Origin of the sequence: Microbacterium sp. zg.B48, assembly GCF_024623505.1 — a bacterium.
Classification (GTDB): domain Bacteria; phylum Actinomycetota; class Actinomycetes; order Actinomycetales; family Microbacteriaceae; genus Microbacterium.
In genome coordinates this window covers 1-19310 of the sequence record NZ_JANJFE010000005.1, presented here as the reverse complement: position 1 = coordinate 19310, position 19310 = coordinate 1, and the positions used below count along the sequence as shown (strand labels likewise).

Below are 19310 nucleotides of genomic sequence, written 5' to 3'. Positions count from 1 at the left end.
CCATAGCGTGACGGGAGTTCGATGGGACCGCTCCCACGCACCTCCGGGTCAGACGACGCCACGAACGCTCACCCGCAACATCACCTGCAACACAACCCTGACAACACAAAGGAGTGACAGTGAACTCTCGTGCCTTCCGCAGGGGAGCCGTGGCTGTGGCCGCTTTCTCGGCTTCCGCCATCGTGCTCGCCGGCTGCGCCGGCAGCAGCGGCAACTCGCCGTCCACCGACCCCAATGAGGAGATCACCCTCACGGTCGCGACGTTCAACAACTTCGGCTACACCGATGAGCTCCTCCAGGAGTACATGGATGAGAACCCGAACGTGACCATCGTCCACAACAAGGCAGCCGAGTCCGGCGATGCCCGCAAGAACTACTTCCAGAAGCTCGGCAAGGAGGGCCTCGCCGACATCGAGGCCGTGGAGATCGACTGGTTCGCCGAGGCGATGCAGTACTCCGACCTGCTCGCCGAGGTCCCCGACAGCGCCAAGGGGCGCTGGCTGGACTGGAAGGAAGCCGGTGCCACCGACGCCGACGGTCGTCTGGTCGGCTTCGGCACCGACATCGGTCCCCAGGCGATCTGCTACCGTGCCGACCTGTTCGCAGCGGCAGGCCTCCCGTCGACCGCGGACGAGGTCGCGACGCTGTTCGACGGCGACTGGGACAACTTCTTCGACGTCGCCGACCAGTACAAGGCCGCGACCGGCAAGCCCATGATCGACGCGGCCAACTCGGTGCTCCAGGGCATCGTGAACCAGCTCGAGTACACCTACACCGAGCCGGACGGAACCGTCATCGCGACGGAGAACCCCGAGATCGCCGACGCGTACAATCTCGTCGTCGAGCGCGCCGTGCCGAACGCGGCCTACTCGGGCCAGTGGAGTGACGACTGGAACGCCTCGATGGCCAACGGCGAGTTCGCCGCGATGCTCTGCCCGGGCTGGATGCTGGGCATCATCTCCGGCAACGCCCCCGACGTGACCGGCTGGGATGTCGCCAACGTCTTCCCCAACGGCGGCGCCAACTGGGGCGGGTCGTACCTGACCGTTCCGGCCAACGGGAAGCACGTCGACGCCGCGCTGGCGCTGGCGGACTGGCTGACCGCTCCCGAGCAGCAGGCCAAGACCTTCGTCAACGCCGGTCAGTTCCCGAGCGCGATCGAGGCCCAGGAGAACCCCGCGGTCACCGACTCGACCAACGAGTACTTCAACGGCGCCCCGACCGGTCAGATCTTCGCCGACCGTTCTGAGGCCATCACGGTCACGCCGTACAAGGATGCCTCGTACTTCAAGTACCACGACGCGCTTCAGAACGCGGTCAACCGCGTCTTCGACGGACTCGAAGACCAGCAGACCTCGTGGAACACGTGGGTCGCAGAGGTCGAAGCCTTCTGACGCCCAGACGAGTGTGGGTCGCCTCGTGCGGCCCACACTCGTCCATCGCTACGCCGCCGCCCCCGCTGATACGGAGCCCCACGTGACCGCGACCGAGACCCGCCCCCCGAGGGCATCGGCATCCGCCGAACCCCGAGAGAAGCCGACCCGCCGCATCTCCTTCGGCAGTCGGATGAGCCGCTGGGACCTCAAGCTGTCCCCGTATCTGTACATCTCCCCGTTCTTCCTGCTGTTCGCGATCGTCGGGCTCTTCCCGATCGCGTTCACCGCCGTCATCTCGTTCCAGGAATGGGACCTGGTGCGAAACTCCGGCGAGTTCGTCGGGTTCGATCAGTACATCTGGATCCTCGGCCAGCCCCAGTTCTGGACGGCCCTGCGCAACACCTTCAGCATCTTCCTGCTGTCCTCGGTGCCGCAGCTGATCCTCGCGCTCTTCATCGCCGCGATGCTCGACCGCAACATCCGCGCCAAGACGTTCTGGCGCATGAGCGTGCTGCTTCCGTTCGTCATGGCGCCCGTCGCCGTGGCCCTGATCTTCAGCAACATGTTCGGTGACAACCACGGCCTGGTCAACGGCATCCTCACCGACCTCGGCCTGAATCCGATCCCGTGGCACAAGGATCCGTTCTGGAGCCACATCGCCATCGCCACCATGGTCAACTTCCGCTGGACCGGATACAACGCGCTCATCCTGCTCGCCGCGATGCAGGCGGTCCCGCGCGAGTACTACGAGGCCGCCACCGTCGACGGCGCCAACGCGTTCCGCCAGTTCTGGAGCATCACGCTGCCGTCGCTGCGTCCTACGCTGATCTTCGTCATCATCACCGCCACGATCGGCGGCCTGCAGATCTTCGACGAGCCGCGGATGTTCGACAACACGGGTGAAGGCGGGCCGGCTCAGCAGTGGCTGACGATCACGCTGTACCTGTACAACATCGGCTGGGGCGAGTTCAATTTCGGCAGGGCAGCGGCCCTGGCGTGGATCCTGTTCCTGATCATCCTGGCCATCGGGTTGATCAACCTGCTCATCACCCGCCGCGTCGTGCGCGACGAAGGCGGCCGCGGCGAGATCGCACCGCGCCGACGGAAGGGAATCCGGCGATGACGTCTCTGGACACACCACCCCTCGCGATCGTCGAGGAGAACATCCCGAACGCCAGGCGCCGGTGGCGCGGCGAACGGACGACCAGGATCCGGGGCGTACGCGCCGGCACGTGGGTGTACATCGGCCTCGGCGTCGTGGCCGCCTCGGCGATCTTCCCCTACTACTGGTCGTTCCTGATCGGCTCGGGCACCGCCTCGACGATCAACGACCCGAACATGTCGTGGATCCCCGGCGGCAACTTCATCGCCAACGCGCTGTCGGTGGTGAACGACTCGGCCGTGAACTTCTGGGTCGCGCTGTGGAACTCGATCTTCAGCTCCACGGTGATCGCGGCATCCGTCGTCGTGTTCTCCACCCTGGCCGGGTGGGCCTTCGCCAAGCTCCGGTTCCGCGGCAGAGGGTGGCTGCTCGCCTTCATCGTCGCCACCCTGGCCGTGCCCACGCAGCTCGGCGTCGTGCCGCTGTACATCCTGTTCGCGGACCTGGGCTGGACCGGCAACATCGGTGCGATCATCATCCCCGCGCTCACGAGCGCGTTCGGGGTGTTCTGGATGACCCAGTACCTCAGCCAGTCCGTCCCGGACGAGCTGATCGAGGCCGCTCGCGTGGACGGCGCATCCATGATCCGCACGTTCTGGACCATCGGCGTCGTCGCCGCGCGGCCCGCCGCGGCCATGCTGTTCCTGTTCACCTTCGTGGGCGCCTGGAACAACTTCTTCTGGCCGTTCATCGTGCTCGACCGGCAGAGTCCGACACTCCCGGTGGCCCTGTCGCTTCTGCAGTCGAACTACTTCGTGGACTACTCCATCGTCCTGGCCGGCGTGCTGCTTGCCACCATCCCCCTGCTCATCCTGTTCGCCTTCGCCGGCAAACAGCTCGTCAACGGCATCATGGCCGGTGCGGTGAAAGGCTGACATGACCACCGAACTCCGAGAGGCCTCTGCTCGCATGCTCGAAACCGCACGTCCGTTCCCGACGAAGTTCCTGTTCGGCGCGGCCACCGCCGCCTACCAGATCGAGGGTGCCGCGCACCAGGACGGACGGCGCGACTCGATCTGGGACGCGTTCAGTCGTGTACCCGGTGCCGTGATCAACGCCGACAACGGCGACGTCGCATGCGATCACTACCACCTCTACCGCGACGACGTCGCGCTGATGAAGTCGATGGGACTGCAGACGTACCGCTTCTCCACGTCCTGGTCGCGGGTGCGTCCCGACGGTGGCGCGCTGAACCCCCAGGGCGTCGACTTCTACCGTCGGCTGGTCGACGAACTGCTCGAGGCCGGCATCCTGCCGTGGCTGACGCTGTACCACTGGGACCTGCCGCAGGCCCTGCAGGAGCGGGGCGGCTGGACGGTCCGCGACACGGCCGACCGGTTCACCGAGTATGCGCTGGACATGCACGACGCCCTCGGGGACCGGGTCGACGTGTGGACCACCCTGAACGAGCCGTGGTGCTCGTCGTTCCTCAGCTACACCGCAGGGGTGCACGCCCCAGGCCACTACAGCAAGAGCGAGGGGATGCTGGCTGCCCACCACCTGCTGCTGGGCCACGGGCAGACGGTGCGCGAGCTGCGCGCGCGAGACGCGTCGCTGAACCTCGGGGTCACACTCAACCTCACGGTCGCCGACCCGGTGGACCCCGCCGACCCTGCCGACCTCGACGCGGCGCGGCGGATCGACGGTCAGTTCAACCGGTGGTTCCTGGACCCGATCTTCCGCGCGCAGTACCCGCAGGACATCTTCGACGAGATCGCCGACGACGCGTTGCGCGCCGCCATCCGGCCGGGCGACCTGGAGACGATCGCCACCCCGATCGACACGCTCGGGGTCAACTACTACCACGGCGAGCTCGTCGGCGGCCATGCCCCCGCGGTGCCCCCGCAGGCGGGCGAGGCGCCCACCGAGCGTCGCACCGAGTCGCCGTTCCCCTCCTCGGAGGGCATCTTCTGGCACGACCGCGGCCTGCCCCGGACTCCGATGAACTGGGAAGTGCAGCCCGAGGGCCTGACCCGGCTGCTGGTGCGCGTCTGGGAGGAGTACGCGGTGCCGGCCCGCACGTCCCTGTTCGTCACCGAGAACGGCGCGGCATATGATGACGAGCCAGTGCTCGAAGACGGAACGATACGCGTGCACGACGTCGAGCGCACCGATTTCGTCCGTCTGCACCTCGGCGCCATCCTGGACGCGATGGATGCCGGCGTCGAGGTGGGCGGCTACTTCTACTGGTCGCTGCTGGACAACTTCGAATGGGCGTGGGGATACGAGAAGCGGTTCGGAATCGTGCGGGTCGACTACGACTCGCAGGAACGCTCCATCAAGGACAGCGGCCGGGAGTACGCGCGCATCATCGCGCAGCGCGCACTCGGGGACACGATGCCGGCGGAGGCGAACGGCTCGTAGCACGCCTTGCGGGACACACACGGGAGGCGCGGCATGACCGACACGGGCACGCACACGATGGGGACCGCTGTCACGATCGAAGAGGTCGCGGCTGCCGCCGGTGTCTCGCGCTCGACCGTCTCGCGGGTCGTGAACGGATCGACCGCGGTCAGCCCGAAAGCCCTGACGGCGGTGCAGCGGGCGATCGCCGATCTGAACTACGTGCCCAACCGCGCCGCCAGATCGCTGGCCAGCCGCCAGACGCATGCGATCGCGCTGGTGGTCCCCGAAGACACGACGCGATTCTTCGGCGACCCCTTCTTCGCCGCGATCGTGTCGGGCATCAACGCGCGGCTCAGCCGCTCCGACTACGTGCTCAACCTGTTCATCGCCAGCGACGACCCTGGAGACAAGACCACCAGCTACGTGCGCAGCGGCAGCGTCGACGGGGCGTTCGTGGTCTCGCACCACACCAGTGACCTCTTCATCGACCGCATCGCCGCCGCCGTGCCGGTGGTCTACGGCGGCCGGCCGGTCCGTGAGCGCGAGCGTTCCTATTACGTCGACGTCGACAACGTCAACGGCGGTCGCACGGCCACGGCGCACCTGATCGGACGCGGTCATCGTCGGATCGGGACGATCACCGGACCGCTGACGATGCCGGCGGGCATCGACCGACTGGAGGGCTATCGTCAGGCGATGGCCGAGGCGGGTCTGCCCGAGGGGATCGTCGAGGAGGGCAACTTCACCGCAGACGGGGGCTCGGCGGCGATGGCGCGCATCCTCGCGCAGGGCGATCTGCCGGACGCCCTGTTCGTCGCGAGCGACCTGATGGCTCGCGGCGTGCTGGCCAGGCTGGGTCTGGCCGGGATCCGCGTGCCCGATGACATCGCGATCGTCGGGTTCGACGACTCGCCGGTCGCGACATCCGTCTCACCGCAGCTGACCACTGTGCGCCAGCCGTCCTTCGCGCAGGGTCAGCGGATGGCCGATATGCTGCTCGACCTGCTGGCCGGGCGCAGCCCGCGCCACGTGAGCATGCTGGAGACCGAACTGGTCGTCCGCGAGAGCGCCTGAGCCCCGGCCCGTCCCTCTGCCGGGCACTCCGGCGGTTGCGGATCAGTGACCGACCGAGGCGAGGATCCGGTTGTTCCACGGATCGCTGAACCCCAGGGTGCGTCCGTCGTCGCGCACGGCGAACCCGTGCGCGCGCAGACGCTCGCCGAGCGAGCCGATCGCGTCGTCGTCCGGCAGCGCGAGATCCACCCGGCCGAGGCCGAGAGCCGGCATCCGCGGCCCCGCACCGCGGGAGCTCCACACGTTCATCGCCATGTGGTGGTGGTATCCGCCGGCGCTGACGAACACCGCCTGATCGCCCACGCTCAGGGTCTCGTCGAATCCGAGCGCATCGACGTAGAAGGCGCGGGCGGTCGCGACGTCCCCGACGGACAGGTGCACATGACCGACGGATGCCGCATCCTGCGTCACCCGCGCTTCGGCCGCCTCTTCGGTCAGGTGCCGGCCGAGGAACGCGTTCGGATCGAGGTGCAGAGTCGACATCTCGACCTGGCCATGCACCCAGGACCAGTCCGTGCGATCGCGGTCCCAGTACAACTCGATGCCGTTGCCCTCCGGGTCGGTGAAGTAGAACGCCTGGCTGACCAGGTGATCGGCCGAGCCGGTGAACGTCTCCGGCGCGTGCCGTGCGACCGAGTACAGCGCCGCGGCGAGGGCCGCCTGCGTCTCGAACAGGATCGCCGTGTGGTACAGACCGGCCGAGCCCGGGGAGGCGTGCGTGAGCGCCGGATCGTGCTGCAGCACGACGATCGGGCGGCCGACGCGACCGAGGGTCACCGAGTTGGTCACCGCCCGATCGCCGAGCGCGCTGCGATCGTCGGCGGCCAGCACGTCCAGGGTGACCACGTCGCGGTAGTAGCGGGTCATGCCGTCGAGGTCACCGACGAGCAGGGTGACTGCACCCATGGCGGTGTCGGCGGCCAGCTTGTCCGCCCGGACCTCGATCACTTCATTCATGTGCATATACAACGCGGTCCGGCGTCCGGGCATTCCCCGGATGAGGCAGGATCCCGGCGTGCACCGGCGCCCCGGTTCAGCCGGTGAGTCGCTCCAACAGCTCGCGATAGCGATCCGCGGTCCGTTCGACGATCTCCGCCGGCAGCCGGGGCGGGGTGCCGGCGCGGTCCTGCGGCGCCCAGTTCGCCGCGAGCCAGTCCCGCACGATCTGCTTGTCGAAGCTCGCCATGCGCTCGGACGGGGTGGCGCCGGACTCCCACGCCGCGGCATCCCAGTACCGAGAGGAGTCGCTGGTGAGCACCTCGTCGGCCAGGGTCAGCACGCCAGCGTCGTCGGTGCCGAACTCGAACTTCGTGTCGGCCAGGATCAGGCCCCGTCGCTCGGCCGTCCGTGCGGCGCGCCGGTAGATCTCCAAGGACAGGTCGCGCAGCTCCGCTGCGCGCTGAGCGCCGACGATCTCGGCGGTGCGCTCGAACGAGATGTTCTCGTCGTGCTCGCCCATCGGCGCCTTGAATGCGGGCGTGAAGATGGGCTCGGGCAGTCGGTCCCCGTTCTGCAGCCCGGACGGCAGGGGGATGCCGCACACGGTGCCGCTCTGGGTGTACTCCGCCCATCCGGAGCCGGTGAGGTAGCCGCGCACGACGCACTCGATCGGCTCCATCGCCAGGGTCTGCACGACCATCGCGCGCCCTGCGACCTCGGCCGGGATGAGCGAGACGAGATCGTCGGCGGTGTTCGGCACACCGTCTTGGCCGCGGGTGAGCAGGCGGGACGGAAGCAGATGGTTGGGGATCGCGCGGCCGCCGTCACCGCCGGCCAGCATGTCGAACCACCACAGGCTCAGCGTGGTCAGCAGCACACCCTTACCGGGGATGCCGGGGGAGAGCACGTGGTCGAACGCGCTGACCCGATCACTGGCCACCACGAGCAGGCGCTGCGGACCCGTCGACGGTTCCGCCGGGGCGTACAGGTCGCGGACCTTGCCGGAGTATCGGTGGCGCCAGCCGGCGAGCTCGAGAGGGGTTGTCACCTGCCCATTATCCCGGGCGCCGGGTCTCTGCCGTCGCCCCCTGCTCACGGCGGTCCGCGCACGCCCCTGCGGGCTGTGGGCGACCTGCGCGAGTTCCCACCCCGCACCGGCCTCCGGGCCGGGGTGCGACCCGTGGCGGCGGGTGTCAGTCCGGGTCGGTGGGATCGATCGGCGCGTGGTGATCCAACGCCACCAGACCGTGGCGCCAGTACCCGCTCACCTGGGCCTGCGCGGCCGGCAGCCCCAGTGTGCGACGCAGGTGGCGCCGGACCGGCACCAGAGCGGAAGCCTCACCCGCCGCCCACACGAACACACCGGGGCCGATCGGCGGGAGATCCGCCAGGGCGCCGAGGACGCCCGCACCGGACGCGTCCGGCCGCGCGAGGTGCACGCGGATCGGCACACCCGGAACCTGGCCGAGGTAGCCGGCGACCCAGTCTCCGGTTCCCTGGACGGCCGCGATGACATCCACCCCCGTGCCTGGGGGGATATCCCGCACCCAGCGGCTGGCCGAAGGCAGCGAGGTCTCATCGCAGATCAGGACCAACCCGTCCAGATCCTGCGGCGCCCGCCGCGAACCGCGTGGCCCGAGCACGACGAGCTGGTCGCCGGTCCGCGCGGACTCCGCCCACGACGAGGCGGGCCCGGGGTCGGGGTGCACGAAGAAGTCAAGGTCGATCTCGAAGCCGCCGTCCACGGCGCGCGGCAGCGGGGTGAAGTCCCGTGAGATCGATGCGCGGTCCGGGCGCACGATGCCGTCCGCACCCGGGCCCACCGGGATGGGTGCCACCAGCTCACCGGTCACCGGGTCCGGGAAGAACACGCGCACGTGATCGGCGGGACCACCGCTGGTGAAGTCGGCGAAGTCGGGACCGGACACGGTCACCCGCACGAGGGGCGGGGCGATGCGCTGGACTCCGGTCACGGTGGCCCGCCGCGCGGTGAACCGGTTCCGGCCGCCTTCGCGCGCGAACCGATCCGCAACAGCGGGCCGGGCCTCGGGAATCGTCGTGTCGGTCATGCTCCCAGCCAACCACAGGCCCGACGCGGCCCGGCCGCGCGGTGCGGCGTCCGCTCCGACTAGGCGGCAGACCCGGTCAGGTAGTGGGACAGGACGTAGTCGGCGATCGCAATCGACGAGGTCGCGGCCGGGGAGGGGGCGTTGCGCAGGACCGTGACCGGTCCGACCTGGTCGACCGCGAAGTCATCCAGCAGCTCACCGCCGCGCCCCCAGGCCTGCGCGCGGACCCCCGCGGAGCTCTTCTCCTGCAGGTCCGACATCTTCAGCTCGGGCACGAACCGTCGCGCCTTCCGGAAGTACAGCGGTTTGATCAGCGATCCGCTGATCTCGTCGATGCCCATCCGCCAATGGCGTCTGGCCAGCGGCCATGCGCCCGGCCACCGCAGCGACTCCCACGTGTCGCGCAGCGAGACCTGCAGCCAGCCATAGCCCTCCCGCGCCAGGGCCGGTACCGCATTGGGCCCGACGTGCACGTTGCCGTAGACCCCGCGCGTGAAATGCACCCCGAGGAAGGGGAACCGCGGGTCGGGCACCGGATAGATCATCCCGTTGACCAGGTCGGTCCGCTCCGGCGCCAGCTCCCAGTACTCGCCCCGGAACGGGAGGATCTTCGGCGACGGATCCGCCCCCACAAGCCTGGCGACGACATCGGACTGCAGCCCCGCACAGGCGACCAGGCGATCGAAGACGTGTTCGCCGAGGGGGGTGATCACGCGGACTCCACCGTTTTCCAGATGGATGCCGGTCACCTCGCTGTGCAGCAGGATTCGTCCGCCCGCAGCCCGCACGTCCTGCGCCATCGCATCGGTGATCGCGGCGTAGTCCACCGCGGCGGTGTGCGGAGAGTGCACCGCGGCGACCCCGGCCACGTGCGGCTCGATCTCGCGCAGGCGCGACGCATCGTCGATCCGCACCAGATCCGGCACGCGGTTCGCGACCGAGCGCCGCTCGATCTCGGCGAGCGGCCCCAGCTCGGCCTCGTCGACGGCCACGACGAGCTTGCCCACCTCGCGATAGGGCAGGCCCTTCTCCTCGCAGAACTCCCTGATCGATACCCGCCCGGCCGCGCACAGGGTCGCCTTGAGCGAACCGGGCGCGTAATACAGGCCGGCGTGCACCACACCCGAGTTGTGACCGGTCTGATGCTGAGCGAGTCGCGCCTCCTTCTCCAGGACCGTCACCTCGCCCGCGCCGCGCTGCGCGAGCGCGCGCGCCAGCGCGATGCCGACGATCCCGCCTCCGATGACGCCGATGGACCCCACTGCGCTGCGATCGGTCATGCCACCTCCCCGTGTCGGACCGTCGGCGGTTGCCGCGGTCCATCTGCGCCTCAGCCGACCGCCGTCTTCGCGCCGTGCCGTACCCGTTCGAGCACCTGCAGGATCGCGTCCGCCACCAGCGCCGGCTGTTCGATGTGCACGTTGTGCCCGCTGTCGGTCTTCGTGATGAAGACCGAGCCCGCCACCATCTCGGCCTGCACCGCCTGACTCCGCTGGTGTCCGGTGTCGGTGATGTACCCGAAGTCGTCGGGGACCTCCTGGCCGATGACGCCTGCGGCCTTCAGCCCCGGGATGGTGGGTCCGATCAGCCGGTCGGAGCTGAGCACGATGAGCGGCATCTGCCGCACCGGCGGGGCGGTCCGCAGCGGCTCGAAGCTCAGCTCCGCGTCGATCCATTCGAGTGCCGGATACTCCGCGACGGACTCGTCGATCTCTCCTCGCAGCAGCGGGTTCGCCGCGCATCCGGCGAGCAGGAGCAGTGTCGCCACGGCGCATCCCGGCGTCCAGGCTCTTGTGCGGCACCCCATCGCAACCCCCATCGCCAGGCTACGCCCCGGCGCCGCTCACCCGCGCGATGGCGGCGCAGCCACCGCCGGTCAGGCCTCGACGACCCGCAGCGCGATGTCCGTGCGGTACTGACCGCCGTCCAGCTCGACACGGCTCAGGGCGCGGTACGCGCGATCCCGTGCTTCGGCGAAGGTCGTGCCGACTGCGACGACGTTGAGCACGCGGCCGCCGGTCGCGATGAGCTCCCCGTCCTGCTCGGCGGTGGCGGCGTGGACTACGTGCACGCCTGCGACGGATGCCGCGGCATCCAGCCCGCGGATCCGCCTGTCGGTGACCGGCGCCTGCGGGTATCCCTCGCTGGCCAGGACCACCGTCACGGCGACGGCGTCTGCGAACGCGGGACGCGGCTGATCCTCGAGGGTGCCGGATGCCGCGGCCAGAAGCAGCCCGGACAACGGATCGACCAGGCGCGGCAGCACCACCTGCGTCTCGGGGTCGCCGAAGCGGGCATTGAACTCGATGACCTTGATTCCGTGCTCGGTGAGGATCAGGCCCGCGTAGAGCAGTCCGATGAACGGGGTGCCCTCCGAATCCAGCTGCCGGATGACGGGCTCGGCGATCTCGGTGGTGACGTGGTGCACGAACGTGTTCTCGTCGCCGAAGAGATCCGACAGCCAGGGCAGCGGCGAGTAGGCGCCCATGCCTCCGGTGTTCGGACCGGCATCGCCGTCGCCCAGCCGCTTGTAGTCCTGGGCCGGGGTGAGCGGCAGCACATGGTCGCCGTCGCTGAGGAAGAACAGCGAAACCTCCGGTCCGACCAGGAACTCTTCGACCAGCACGGCACCGGACGGCAGGAAGCTCGCGGCGTGTGCCAGGGCGGCGGTCCGATCCGGTGTGACGAGCACGCCCTTGCCCCCGGCCAGGCCGTCGGCCTTCACGACGTGCGGTGCACCGAACTCATCCAGCGCGGCGGCGACCTCGTCCAGCGTGCTCGCCCGGATCGCGCGACCGCTCGGGACGCCGGCGGCGTCCATGATCCGCTTGGCGAACGTCTTCGAGCCCTCCAACTGCGCGGCGGCGCGGCCGGGCCCGAAGACCGGGATGCCCCGCTCACGCAGGGCGTCGGCGACGCCGGCGACCAGGGGCGCCTCCGGGCCTACGACGACCAGGTCGATCGCGTTCTCGTTGGCGAATTCCGTGACCGAGACCGGATCGTTCGCGTCGACGTCCACGATCACGGCATTCTCGCCTATCCCGGCGTTGCCGGGGGCTGCGTACAGCTCATGCGGGGAATCCTCCGACCGCAGCGCCAGGATGATGGCGTGCTCGCGCGCGCCCGAACCGAGGACCAGGATTCTCACCGGCCCAGCCTATCGACCGGGCTTGCCGCAACCCCGTGCCGAGCGGCCCCCGCGGTGGGAGAATCGACGCATGGCAGCCGAACGCGGCGCATCCGCCGACGGGGGTGTCGATGACGGACGCGTCGTCGACGAGGAGTTCCTGACGGTCGTGGTGCGCCCGTCTCCTCGGTACGGGCGGTTCCTCGGGGCCGGCATCGTCCTCGGGCTGGTCGCCGCGGCGATCATCACCTTCACCTCGAGCGGGGCAGCCGGCGACCCGTTCGACGCGGGAGCGTCCGGCCTGCTGCGCGTGTTCGGCGTCGCGGCGGGGGTCTGCGTCGCGGCGGGCCTGCTGATCACCGGCACCCTCGCGCTCATCCTGGATCGCATCGTCTCCGCCCACGCGCGCCCGGCGCGGGCGGAGCACGTGACGACGATCGTCGTGGATCTGGATGCTCCGGCCGACGATGAGGCGCCCCAGTGGGCGCGTGACGCGGACGACCTCACGTGACGGCACGCCCGCTTCCGCGAGCTCGGTGCGGGCGTAGCGTGGATGGATGCCGAAGAAGATCCTGGTCGACGAGGGCCGCGCCGCGCTGGCCGCCGTCGGGGCAGCGACCGCGGCATCCGAGAAGCCGGCGCGTGCCGAGTTGGCAACGGCCGTGCGGTATCTGCTGCAGCTGCTTGTCGAGAAGGCCCCGGGCGGCTCGGTAGAGGTGCGGGTCCCGCCGTTCGGAGCCGTGCAGGTCATCGAGGGGCCCCGACATACCCGGGGAACGCCGCCGAACGTGGTCGAGACCGACCCCGCGACGTGGATCGCGTTGGCGACCGGTCAGGAGCAGTGGGCCGATGCCGCGGCAGCCGGTCGCATCCTGGCGTCGGGTGTCCGCGCCGACCTCACCGCGCTTCTCCCCCTGCGCCCCTGAGCTGCCGGGCGCCGCCCCCCGCCGTCAGGCGGCCTCGCTCGGGGTGAGGTCGGGACATCCCATACACTGAGGTTAGGTAAGGATCCCCTAACCTTGTCGCGCCGACGCGCGTACCGCCGACTTCAGGATGTCTCCCGTGCGCACTTCGCCGCGTCCTCGCGTTTTCGGTCGCCTCGCCCTGACCGGGTTGAGCGCTCTCCTTCTCGCGGCGGCGGCGGTCGCCGTCGGTCCTGCTGCGGTGTCCGAGGCCGCCACGCCCACCGATGACGCGTGCGAGGTCAGCGCGGCTGAGGTGAGCTGGGGCTTCAAGGAGTCCTTCCGCTCCTACATCTCGGGAACCATCGCCGGCGGCACGTGGGAGGTCACCGGCGGAGCGGGCTACCAGACGCCGAACTTCACGTGGACCGGCGGCACGGGATGGTACGACCCCGACACGCAGACCGGATCGGTCGCCTTCCCGGGCGGCATCCGCTTCACCGGCCACGGCGGGCTGCTGGACACCACCTTCCGGGATCCCACCTTGGAATTCACCGGCCCTGGCGCCGCCCGGGTGCACCTCGACGTGTCCGGCGTTTCGATGGAGGAAGCGCTCGCGGGCGGCACTGCGGCCGATTCGGTGTCTCAGGTGCCGTTCATCGACGTGGACCTGACGACCGCGACGATCGATGCGTCCCGCGACGGCGTCACGATCGCCGCCGCGGCGGCGCCTACGGCGATCACGCCCGAGGGCTTCGCCGCGTTCGCGAACTACGAGGCGGGTTCCGCCTTCGATCCGATCACGATCACGGTGACCGCCGTCTGCGCATCCGCACAGACCCAGACCCCGTCGCCGGGTCCGCCGACCGCGCCGGTCGACGCCGCTCCCGCCGCCGACAGTCGTCCGGCCGATGCGAGCCCGGGATGGATCTCGTGGGCGGTCGCCGCATTCGTGGCGGCCGGCGCGGCGGTCGGCGGCGTCCTGCTCGCGCGCCGCCGCGGGACGGGCAGGAATGCACGCACCGGCTCGGGCGGCGCAGCGTGAGGCGCTCGCGGGCGCTCCTGGCTCTCGTGGTGGCAGCCGCCCTCGGGTTGAGCGGATGCAGCACTGCGTCGTCGCGCGCGCCGGCGGGTGATGCGGTGACGGCGAGTGAGCAGGTGCCCCTCAGCAGGATCGTTCCGCTCGCCGACCCCCGCGACTACGAGGGACCGACCACGGCCGTTCTCGGGGATGACGCGATCGTCCCGGTCGCCGCGGACCCGCCTCAGTCGCTGCCGGTGACGGTCCCCTCCCGGGATGCCGCAGGCGACGTGGCAACCCTGGTGGCAGACACCTCGCGCGTGATCGCGATGGATCTGTCCGGCTCGATCGCTGCGACAGTCCGCGGTCTGGGGTTCGGAGACACTCTCGTCGGGCGGGATGCGTCCACGATCTTCCCGGGGAGCTCCGAGCTGCCCCTGATCACCGGCGGCGGCCACACCGTCAACGCCGAGGCGGTCATCGCGCTGGCGCCGACCCTCGTGCTCACGGACGGCAGCGTCGGCCCACGGGACGTCGTGGAGCAGCTGCGTGACGTCGGCATCACCGTCGTCTTTCTTCAGAACGAAGCCTCGCTCGACGGCGCGGCGCAGCTGGCCCGCGACGTCGCGGCGGTGTTCGGCGCACCGCAGACCGGCGACCTGCTGGCCACGCAGATCCTCGCGGAGGTCGAGGCCGTGCGCACCGAGATCGCACGGCTCGCCCCGGCAGGACCGGACCGGCTGCGCATCGTCTTCCTGTATCTGCGCGGCACAGCCGGCGTCTACTACCTCTTCGGCGAGGATTCCGGCGCTGATGACCTGATCGCGGCGCTGGGGGGCGCCGATGTCGCCGGAGAGCTGGGCTGGCGAGGCATGCAGCCACTCACCGATGAGGCCATGATCGCCGCCGACCCGGACCTCATCCTCGTCATGACCGGAGGACTGGACTCCGTCGGCGGCGTCGATGCGCTCCTGGCGTCCAAGCCGGCCATCGGGCTGACCCGCGCCGGGCAGCAGCGGCGATTCGTGGACATGGCCGACGGGCAGGTGCTCTCCTTCGGACCCCGCTCCGCGCGGGTGCTCGAGGCTCTCGCACGCGCGATCTACGCGCCCACGGCCGGATCGTGACCCGGGTAGGGCCGGCGCGGACCGCCGCGACCGACATTCCGGCGTCGCGTGCCGTCGGCGGCGGACGTCGCGCACTGGTGTGCACGGCGACCGGCGCACTGCTGGTGGTCGGGATCCTCCTCTCCGCCGGCCTCGGACAGCTGCCGATCGGTCCGCTGGAGGTGGTCGGCTCCGCGCTGCGCGCCGTGGGCATCGACAACGCGTGGGCGCCGGACGCGCGGCTGATCGAACAGACGCTGTGGCAGATCCGGTTCCCCCGCGTGGTCATGTCGCTCCTCGTGGGCGGACTTCTGGCCGTGGCCGGAGCGGTCATGCAGGCGATCTTCGGCAATCCCCTGGCCGAACCCGGTGTCGTCGGCGTCTCGTCCGGAGCTGCCGTCGGCGCGGCCGCGGCCATCACGCTCGGGCTGACCGCCTTCGGGCCGTGGTCCATCGCGGCGTTCGCCTTCGTCGGGGGATTGGCCGCCACCCTGATCGTCTACGCCACCTCGCGCTCGCACGGCAGAACCGAGGCGATCACGCTGATCCTCACCGGCATCGCCGTCAACGCCTTCGCGGGAGCCGTTCTGGCGCTGCTGATGTTCGCCGGGGACACCGCATCGCGCGAGCAGATCGTGTTCTGGCAGCTCGGATCGATGAACGGCTCGCGCTGGGGCGAGGTGCTGCTGGTGGCCGTCGTCGGTCTGCTGGCCACAGCACTCGCGCTGGCGCTCGCGGAGCAGTACGACCTGCTCGCGCTCGGCGATCGCACCGCCGCACACCTCGGGGTGCGGGTCGAGCGACTGCGCCTCCTGTCGATCGTGCTGGTCGCTCTGCTGACGGGTGTCGCAGTCGCGTTCGTCGGGATCATCGCGTTCGTCGGGCTCGTGGTCCCGCACATCATCCGGATGCTGCTCGGCCCGGCCAACCGTCCGCTGATCGCACTGTCCTTCCTCGGCGGTGCGACCGTGCTCGTCTACGCGGATCTGCTCGCGCGGACGCTCGTGCCGTCAGCCGACCTCCCGATCGGCATCCTGACCGCCCTGATCGGCGGGCCCTTCTTCTACTGGCTCATCCGTCGCAACCGGCGCGGGTCAGGAGGCTGGGCATGACGCGCACGGCGTTCGCGCTGCGGGGCGTCGGGTATCGCATCGGCGACGCGGTGATCCTCGAGGACGTCACGCTCGAGATCGGCTACGGGCGACTCCTTGCCCTGGTCGGCCCCAACGGGGCGGGCAAGTCAAGCCTGCTCGGCGTTTTGACCGGCGATCTGCGTCCGACGGCCGGTCGGGTGAGCTTGGACGATCGTGCGCTTGCGGAGTGGAATCCGCGCCGACTGTCGCGTTCGCGTGCTGTCCTCACGCAGTCGAATCACGTCGCGTTCGCCTTCACGGCGCTTCAGGTCGTCGAGATGGGTCGCGCGCCGTGGAGCGGAACGGAGCGCCAGGGCGACGACGCGGCGATCATCGCGCGGTCGCTCGCGCAGGCCGACGTCGCACACCTCGCCCCGCGGTCGTATCCCTCGCTGTCCGGCGGAGAGAAGGCCCGCGTGTCGCTCGCCCGGGTGCTGGCGCAGGATACCGGGATAGTGCTCCTGGATGAACCGACAGCCGCGCTGGACCTGCGCCATCAGGAGGACGTACTGCGGATCGCGCGCGCCCTCGCGCGCGCCGGGCGCGCGGTGGTCGTGGTGCTGCACGATCTGTCGCTCGCCGGCGCGTACGCCGATGACGTCGCCGTGATCGACCGCGGCCGCATCGTGGCCCACGGCTCACCCGACGCCGTGCTGACCGAGGCGCGGATCACCGACGTGTATGACACTCCGGTCCGCGTGCTGCGCGATCCGGATACCGGACGCCCGATCGTGCTGCCGCGGCGCTGACCGATCGTTCTCGGCGCGGTCACAGGTTGGACTAAGGTAAGCCTAAGCTAACCGACTCGACCCGGGTCGGAGACCGATCTGTGGAGGACAACGTGAGAAGTGATCGAAAGGCGTCCCGCTGGCGGGCGCTGGCGAGCGTGCTGACCGGCACGCTCGTCGCGACGGCGGCATTCGCGGGAGTCGCCGCTCCGGCGCAGGCCGCACAGACCGTCTCCGCGTCTGAGCTGACCTGGGGTTTCAAGGCGAGCTGGAACAGCTACGTCGCCACGTTCGGGGGCACGGCGACGGCATCGGGTGGAGCCGGCCTCGCGGGTGACGAGTACGTCTGGTCCCCCGCTGCAGGCGAATTCGATCCCGCCACCGCCGAGGGATCGGCGCAGTTCACCGGCAGCGTGCAGTTCGACGTCCCCTCGCACGGCATCGCCCTGGCCGTCAGCGACCCCCGCGTCGTCTTCGCGGGCGGCGTCGGCAGCGTGTACTGGGCGGCCGGCGACGCGGCCACGGCAGTCCTCGGCGCCACGATCTCGTCGGTGTCCTTCGGCGCGCCCGCTGAGACCGACGGCGCCGCGACCGTGAGCGTCGCGGCGACCGGTGTGGCCTTTACGGCCGAGGGCGCAGAGGCATTCGGCGGCTCCTACGCCGCCGGCGATCCGATGGATGATCTCGCCTTCGCGCTGACGTACACGAGCCTGCCGGCCGCACCCACGGCCACCTCCACGACGCTCGCAGTATCCCCGGCAGCGACGTCCGCGCCGGGTGCGGACATCCTGCTCACCGCGACCGTCGCGCCCGCGGCGAGCGGCACGGTCACGTTCTTCGATTCAGGCAGCCCGCTGGGTGCGCCGGTCCCGCTGGTCGGCGATGCGGCGACCTTCACCGTCGAGGCAGCCGCGGCGGCCGCGCACGGCTTCAGCGCGGCGTTCACTCCGACGGATGCCGCGGCCTTCACCGCTTCGACCTCCGCGACAGTCGCGCACACGGTGGCCGCCCAGCCGGTTGAACCCACTCCGCCGGTGTTCACGCCGGCGCTCTCGGTGTTCCTCTCCGATGGCGTCACCCCGTACACCGGCCAGCCCGTGTACACGGACGACGAGCTCATCGTTCGCGGCAGCGGCTTCGACCCCGGGGCGAACGTCGGCGGTCGTGGGGTGCCCATCCCGAGCACACTGCCGCAGGGAACCTACGTCGTGCTGGGCTCCTTCCTTGATGAGTGGAAGCCGTCGGCATCGGCCCCCAGTTCGACGCGTAAGGTCGTCTCGCAGACGTGGGCGCTCGCCGCGACGGTGCTCGACCTGGTGCCGGCCCAGTACCAGAGCACCATCCGCGCGCAGTGGGTGGAACTGTCCCAGGACGGAACCTTCGCGGCGACGCTGACCGCACAGGACTTCTCGTCGGGCCTGCCCGCCGGCAACTGGGGTGTCTACACGTATGGCGCGGGTGGCATCTCGAATGCCGCGCAGGAGCTGTCCGTCGCGGTCGAGTACGCCGGCGACCGCCCCGGCGCCGACCCGGTCATCGTCCCGACCGTGCCGCCCGCCCTGCAGCCGGCCGAGCCGGCGACCGTGCCGCAGCCGGCCGAGCCGGCGTGCGTTGCACGCGCCGTGTCCGGAGCCGACATCCAGTGGGGCGTGAAGCAGAGCTTCCGCGACTACATCGCGGGCGGCATCGCCAAGGGGTCAATCTCCGGTGGGTGGGGGGCCGGTTCCGGCTCCTACAACACGCAGGAGGATCGCGGCCGCGTCGGCTACGGCGGATCCACCTCGTTCGCCGGGCACAGCGGTGCGCTCGAGATCACCCTCTCCAACCCGCGCATCCAGGTCCACAGTGCGACCTCCGCGTCACTGATCATGGGCGTCCAGTCGACGTCGTACAACGGCTCGCCGAGCGTGGACGCGGGCAGCGTCGTGTTCGCCACCCTGACCTTGCCCGGCGCCGTCGAATCCCCGTCGCGGATCGGCTGGACCGGCGCGGCGGCGACGCTGACCGCGGCGGGTGCGGAGGCCTTCGCGGGCTTCTACGCCGCCGGCACTGCGCTGGACCCGGTGACGTTCTCGTTCCCCCTCGGAGCCGAGGTCCCCTGTGACGCGGCCACGTCGGCCTCCCTCGCCGTCACGGGCGGCGAGGCGTCGATCGACGCGCTGTGGCTCGGAATCGGAATGCTCATCGTCGGCGCGGGCGCGTTCGCCGTGCGCCGCCGGAGCGTGCGCGGCTGATGAGGGCGGGCGTGCTCTGCCCTTCGCGCAGAGCACGCCCGCACCGCTCCGCCGACCGCGCCTGGCCGGCCGGGTGAGACAATGGAGCCATGG

The 19310-nt window shown here is 70.2% G+C and carries 18 protein-coding genes; 12 read left to right on the top strand and 6 right to left on the bottom strand.

Features of this window, described 5'->3' with window-relative positions; genetic code table 11:
- Positions 1–119 precede the first annotated feature (119 nt).
- The 5 genes from NQ152_RS04030 to NQ152_RS04010 all read left to right on the top strand — a co-directional run bounded on the left by NQ152_RS04030 (position 120) and on the right by NQ152_RS04010 (position 5958).
- The gene (locus NQ152_RS04030; RefSeq protein WP_257500892.1) at positions 120–1394 is read left to right on the top strand and encodes an ABC transporter substrate-binding protein; all 1275 of its coding nucleotides are present in this window, start codon (positions 120–122) and stop codon (positions 1392–1394) included.
- 82 nt (positions 1395–1476) lie between these two features.
- Positions 1477–2499 (top strand): carbohydrate ABC transporter permease, encoded by a 1023-nt coding sequence (locus NQ152_RS04025; protein WP_374113556.1) that lies wholly within the window; start codon positions 1477–1479, stop codon positions 2497–2499.
- The gene (locus tag NQ152_RS04020; protein ID WP_257500891.1) at positions 2496–3413 is read left to right on the top strand and encodes a carbohydrate ABC transporter permease; all 918 of its coding nucleotides are present in this window, start codon (positions 2496–2498) and stop codon (positions 3411–3413) included. Before NQ152_RS04025 ends, NQ152_RS04020 begins: the two co-directional genes overlap by 4 nt.
- Before the next feature lies 1 nt (position 3414).
- Complete coding sequence (locus NQ152_RS04015) at positions 3415–4902, top strand: GH1 family beta-glucosidase (protein WP_257523101.1); 1488 nt, start codon at positions 3415–3417, stop codon at positions 4900–4902.
- A 33-nt stretch (positions 4903–4935) separates the two neighbouring features.
- Positions 4936–5958, top strand: a complete 1023-nt coding sequence (locus tag NQ152_RS04010) for a LacI family DNA-binding transcriptional regulator (RefSeq protein WP_257523100.1) — start codon at positions 4936–4938, stop codon at positions 5956–5958.
- A 42-nt stretch (positions 5959–6000) separates the two neighbouring features.
- Here NQ152_RS04010 and NQ152_RS04005 read toward each other — a convergent pair whose 3' ends face one another.
- From NQ152_RS04005 to purD, 6 genes are all read right to left on the bottom strand, one after another.
- Positions 6001–6915, bottom strand: a complete 915-nt coding sequence (locus NQ152_RS04005; protein WP_257523099.1) for a VOC family protein — start codon at positions 6913–6915, stop codon at positions 6001–6003.
- Between the two features lie 76 nt (positions 6916–6991).
- On the bottom strand, positions 6992–7945 hold the full coding sequence (locus NQ152_RS04000) for a phosphoribosylaminoimidazolesuccinocarboxamide synthase (protein WP_257500888.1): 954 nt from the start codon (positions 7943–7945) through the stop codon (positions 6992–6994).
- Positions 7946–8090: 145 nt separating this feature from the next.
- On the bottom strand, positions 8091–8966 hold the full coding sequence (locus NQ152_RS03995) for a siderophore-interacting protein (RefSeq protein WP_257523098.1): 876 nt from the start codon (positions 8964–8966) through the stop codon (positions 8091–8093).
- A gap of 59 nt (positions 8967–9025) precedes the next feature.
- Positions 9026–10246, bottom strand: a complete 1221-nt coding sequence (gene lhgO, locus NQ152_RS03990; protein WP_257523097.1) for an L-2-hydroxyglutarate oxidase — start codon at positions 10244–10246, stop codon at positions 9026–9028.
- Positions 10247–10296: 50 nt separating this feature from the next.
- Positions 10297–10734: a hypothetical protein gene (locus NQ152_RS03985; protein ID WP_257523096.1), complete on the bottom strand. Its 438-nt coding sequence runs from the start codon at positions 10732–10734 to the stop codon at positions 10297–10299.
- A 108-nt stretch (positions 10735–10842) separates the two neighbouring features.
- On the bottom strand, positions 10843–12114 hold the full coding sequence (gene purD, locus NQ152_RS03980) for a phosphoribosylamine--glycine ligase (RefSeq protein WP_257523095.1): 1272 nt from the start codon (positions 12112–12114) through the stop codon (positions 10843–10845).
- 70 nt (positions 12115–12184) lie between these two features.
- Between purD and NQ152_RS03975 the strand changes: the two genes are divergently transcribed.
- The 7 genes from NQ152_RS03975 to NQ152_RS03945 all read left to right on the top strand — a co-directional run bounded on the left by NQ152_RS03975 (position 12185) and on the right by NQ152_RS03945 (position 19217).
- A complete protein-coding gene (locus NQ152_RS03975; protein WP_257500883.1) occupies positions 12185–12604 on the top strand; it encodes a hypothetical protein in 420 nt (139 codons plus the stop codon).
- A 46-nt stretch (positions 12605–12650) separates the two neighbouring features.
- Positions 12651–13019 (top strand): sterol carrier family protein, encoded by a 369-nt coding sequence (locus NQ152_RS03970; protein WP_257500882.1) that lies wholly within the window; start codon positions 12651–12653, stop codon positions 13017–13019.
- Between the two features lie 136 nt (positions 13020–13155).
- Positions 13156–14040 carry an HtaA domain-containing protein gene (locus NQ152_RS03965; protein WP_257523094.1) on the top strand — a complete coding sequence of 295 codons (885 nt, stop codon included), beginning with the start codon at positions 13156–13158 and terminating at the stop codon, positions 14038–14040.
- A gap of 95 nt (positions 14041–14135) precedes the next feature.
- A complete protein-coding gene (locus NQ152_RS03960) occupies positions 14136–15143 on the top strand; it encodes an ABC transporter substrate-binding protein (RefSeq protein ID WP_257523093.1) in 1008 nt (335 codons plus the stop codon).
- A gap of 35 nt (positions 15144–15178) precedes the next feature.
- Complete coding sequence (locus NQ152_RS03955; protein ID WP_374113564.1) at positions 15179–16234, top strand: FecCD family ABC transporter permease; 1056 nt, start codon at positions 15179–15181, stop codon at positions 16232–16234.
- The gene (locus NQ152_RS03950; protein ID WP_257523092.1) at positions 16231–17004 is read left to right on the top strand and encodes a heme ABC transporter ATP-binding protein; all 774 of its coding nucleotides are present in this window, start codon (positions 16231–16233) and stop codon (positions 17002–17004) included. The genes NQ152_RS03955 and NQ152_RS03950 overlap by 4 nt, the downstream gene beginning before the upstream one ends.
- Before the next feature lie 92 nt (positions 17005–17096).
- Positions 17097–19217, top strand: coding sequence for an HtaA domain-containing protein (locus NQ152_RS03945; protein WP_257523091.1), 2121 nt, complete (start codon positions 17097–17099; stop codon positions 19215–19217).
- The last annotated feature ends 93 nt before the right edge of the window (positions 19218–19310 follow it).

Excerpts from the sequence above, each read along its gene's own strand:
- NQ152_RS04005 (WP_257523099.1), bottom strand. The coding sequence starts at position 6,915 with ATGAATGAAGTGATCGAGGTCCGGGCGGACAAGCTGGCCGCCGACACC.
- NQ152_RS04020 (WP_257500891.1), top strand. The coding sequence starts at position 2,496 with ATGACGTCTCTGGACACACCACCCCTCGCGATCGTCGAGGAGAACATC.
- NQ152_RS03995 (WP_257523098.1), bottom strand. The coding sequence starts at position 8,966 with ATGACCGACACGACGATTCCCGAGGCCCGGCCCGCTGTTGCGGATCGG.
- NQ152_RS04010 (WP_257523100.1), top strand. The coding sequence starts at position 4,936 with ATGACCGACACGGGCACGCACACGATGGGGACCGCTGTCACGATCGAA.
- NQ152_RS03970 (WP_257500882.1), top strand. The coding sequence starts at position 12,651 with ATGCCGAAGAAGATCCTGGTCGACGAGGGCCGCGCCGCGCTGGCCGCC.
- NQ152_RS03975 (WP_257500883.1), top strand. The coding sequence starts at position 12,185 with ATGGCAGCCGAACGCGGCGCATCCGCCGACGGGGGTGTCGATGACGGA.
- NQ152_RS03950 (WP_257523092.1), top strand. The coding sequence starts at position 16,231 with ATGACGCGCACGGCGTTCGCGCTGCGGGGCGTCGGGTATCGCATCGGC.
- NQ152_RS04015 (WP_257523101.1), top strand. The coding sequence starts at position 3,415 with ATGACCACCGAACTCCGAGAGGCCTCTGCTCGCATGCTCGAAACCGCA.
- lhgO (WP_257523097.1), bottom strand. The coding sequence starts at position 10,246 with ATGACCGATCGCAGCGCAGTGGGGTCCATCGGCGTCATCGGAGGCGGG.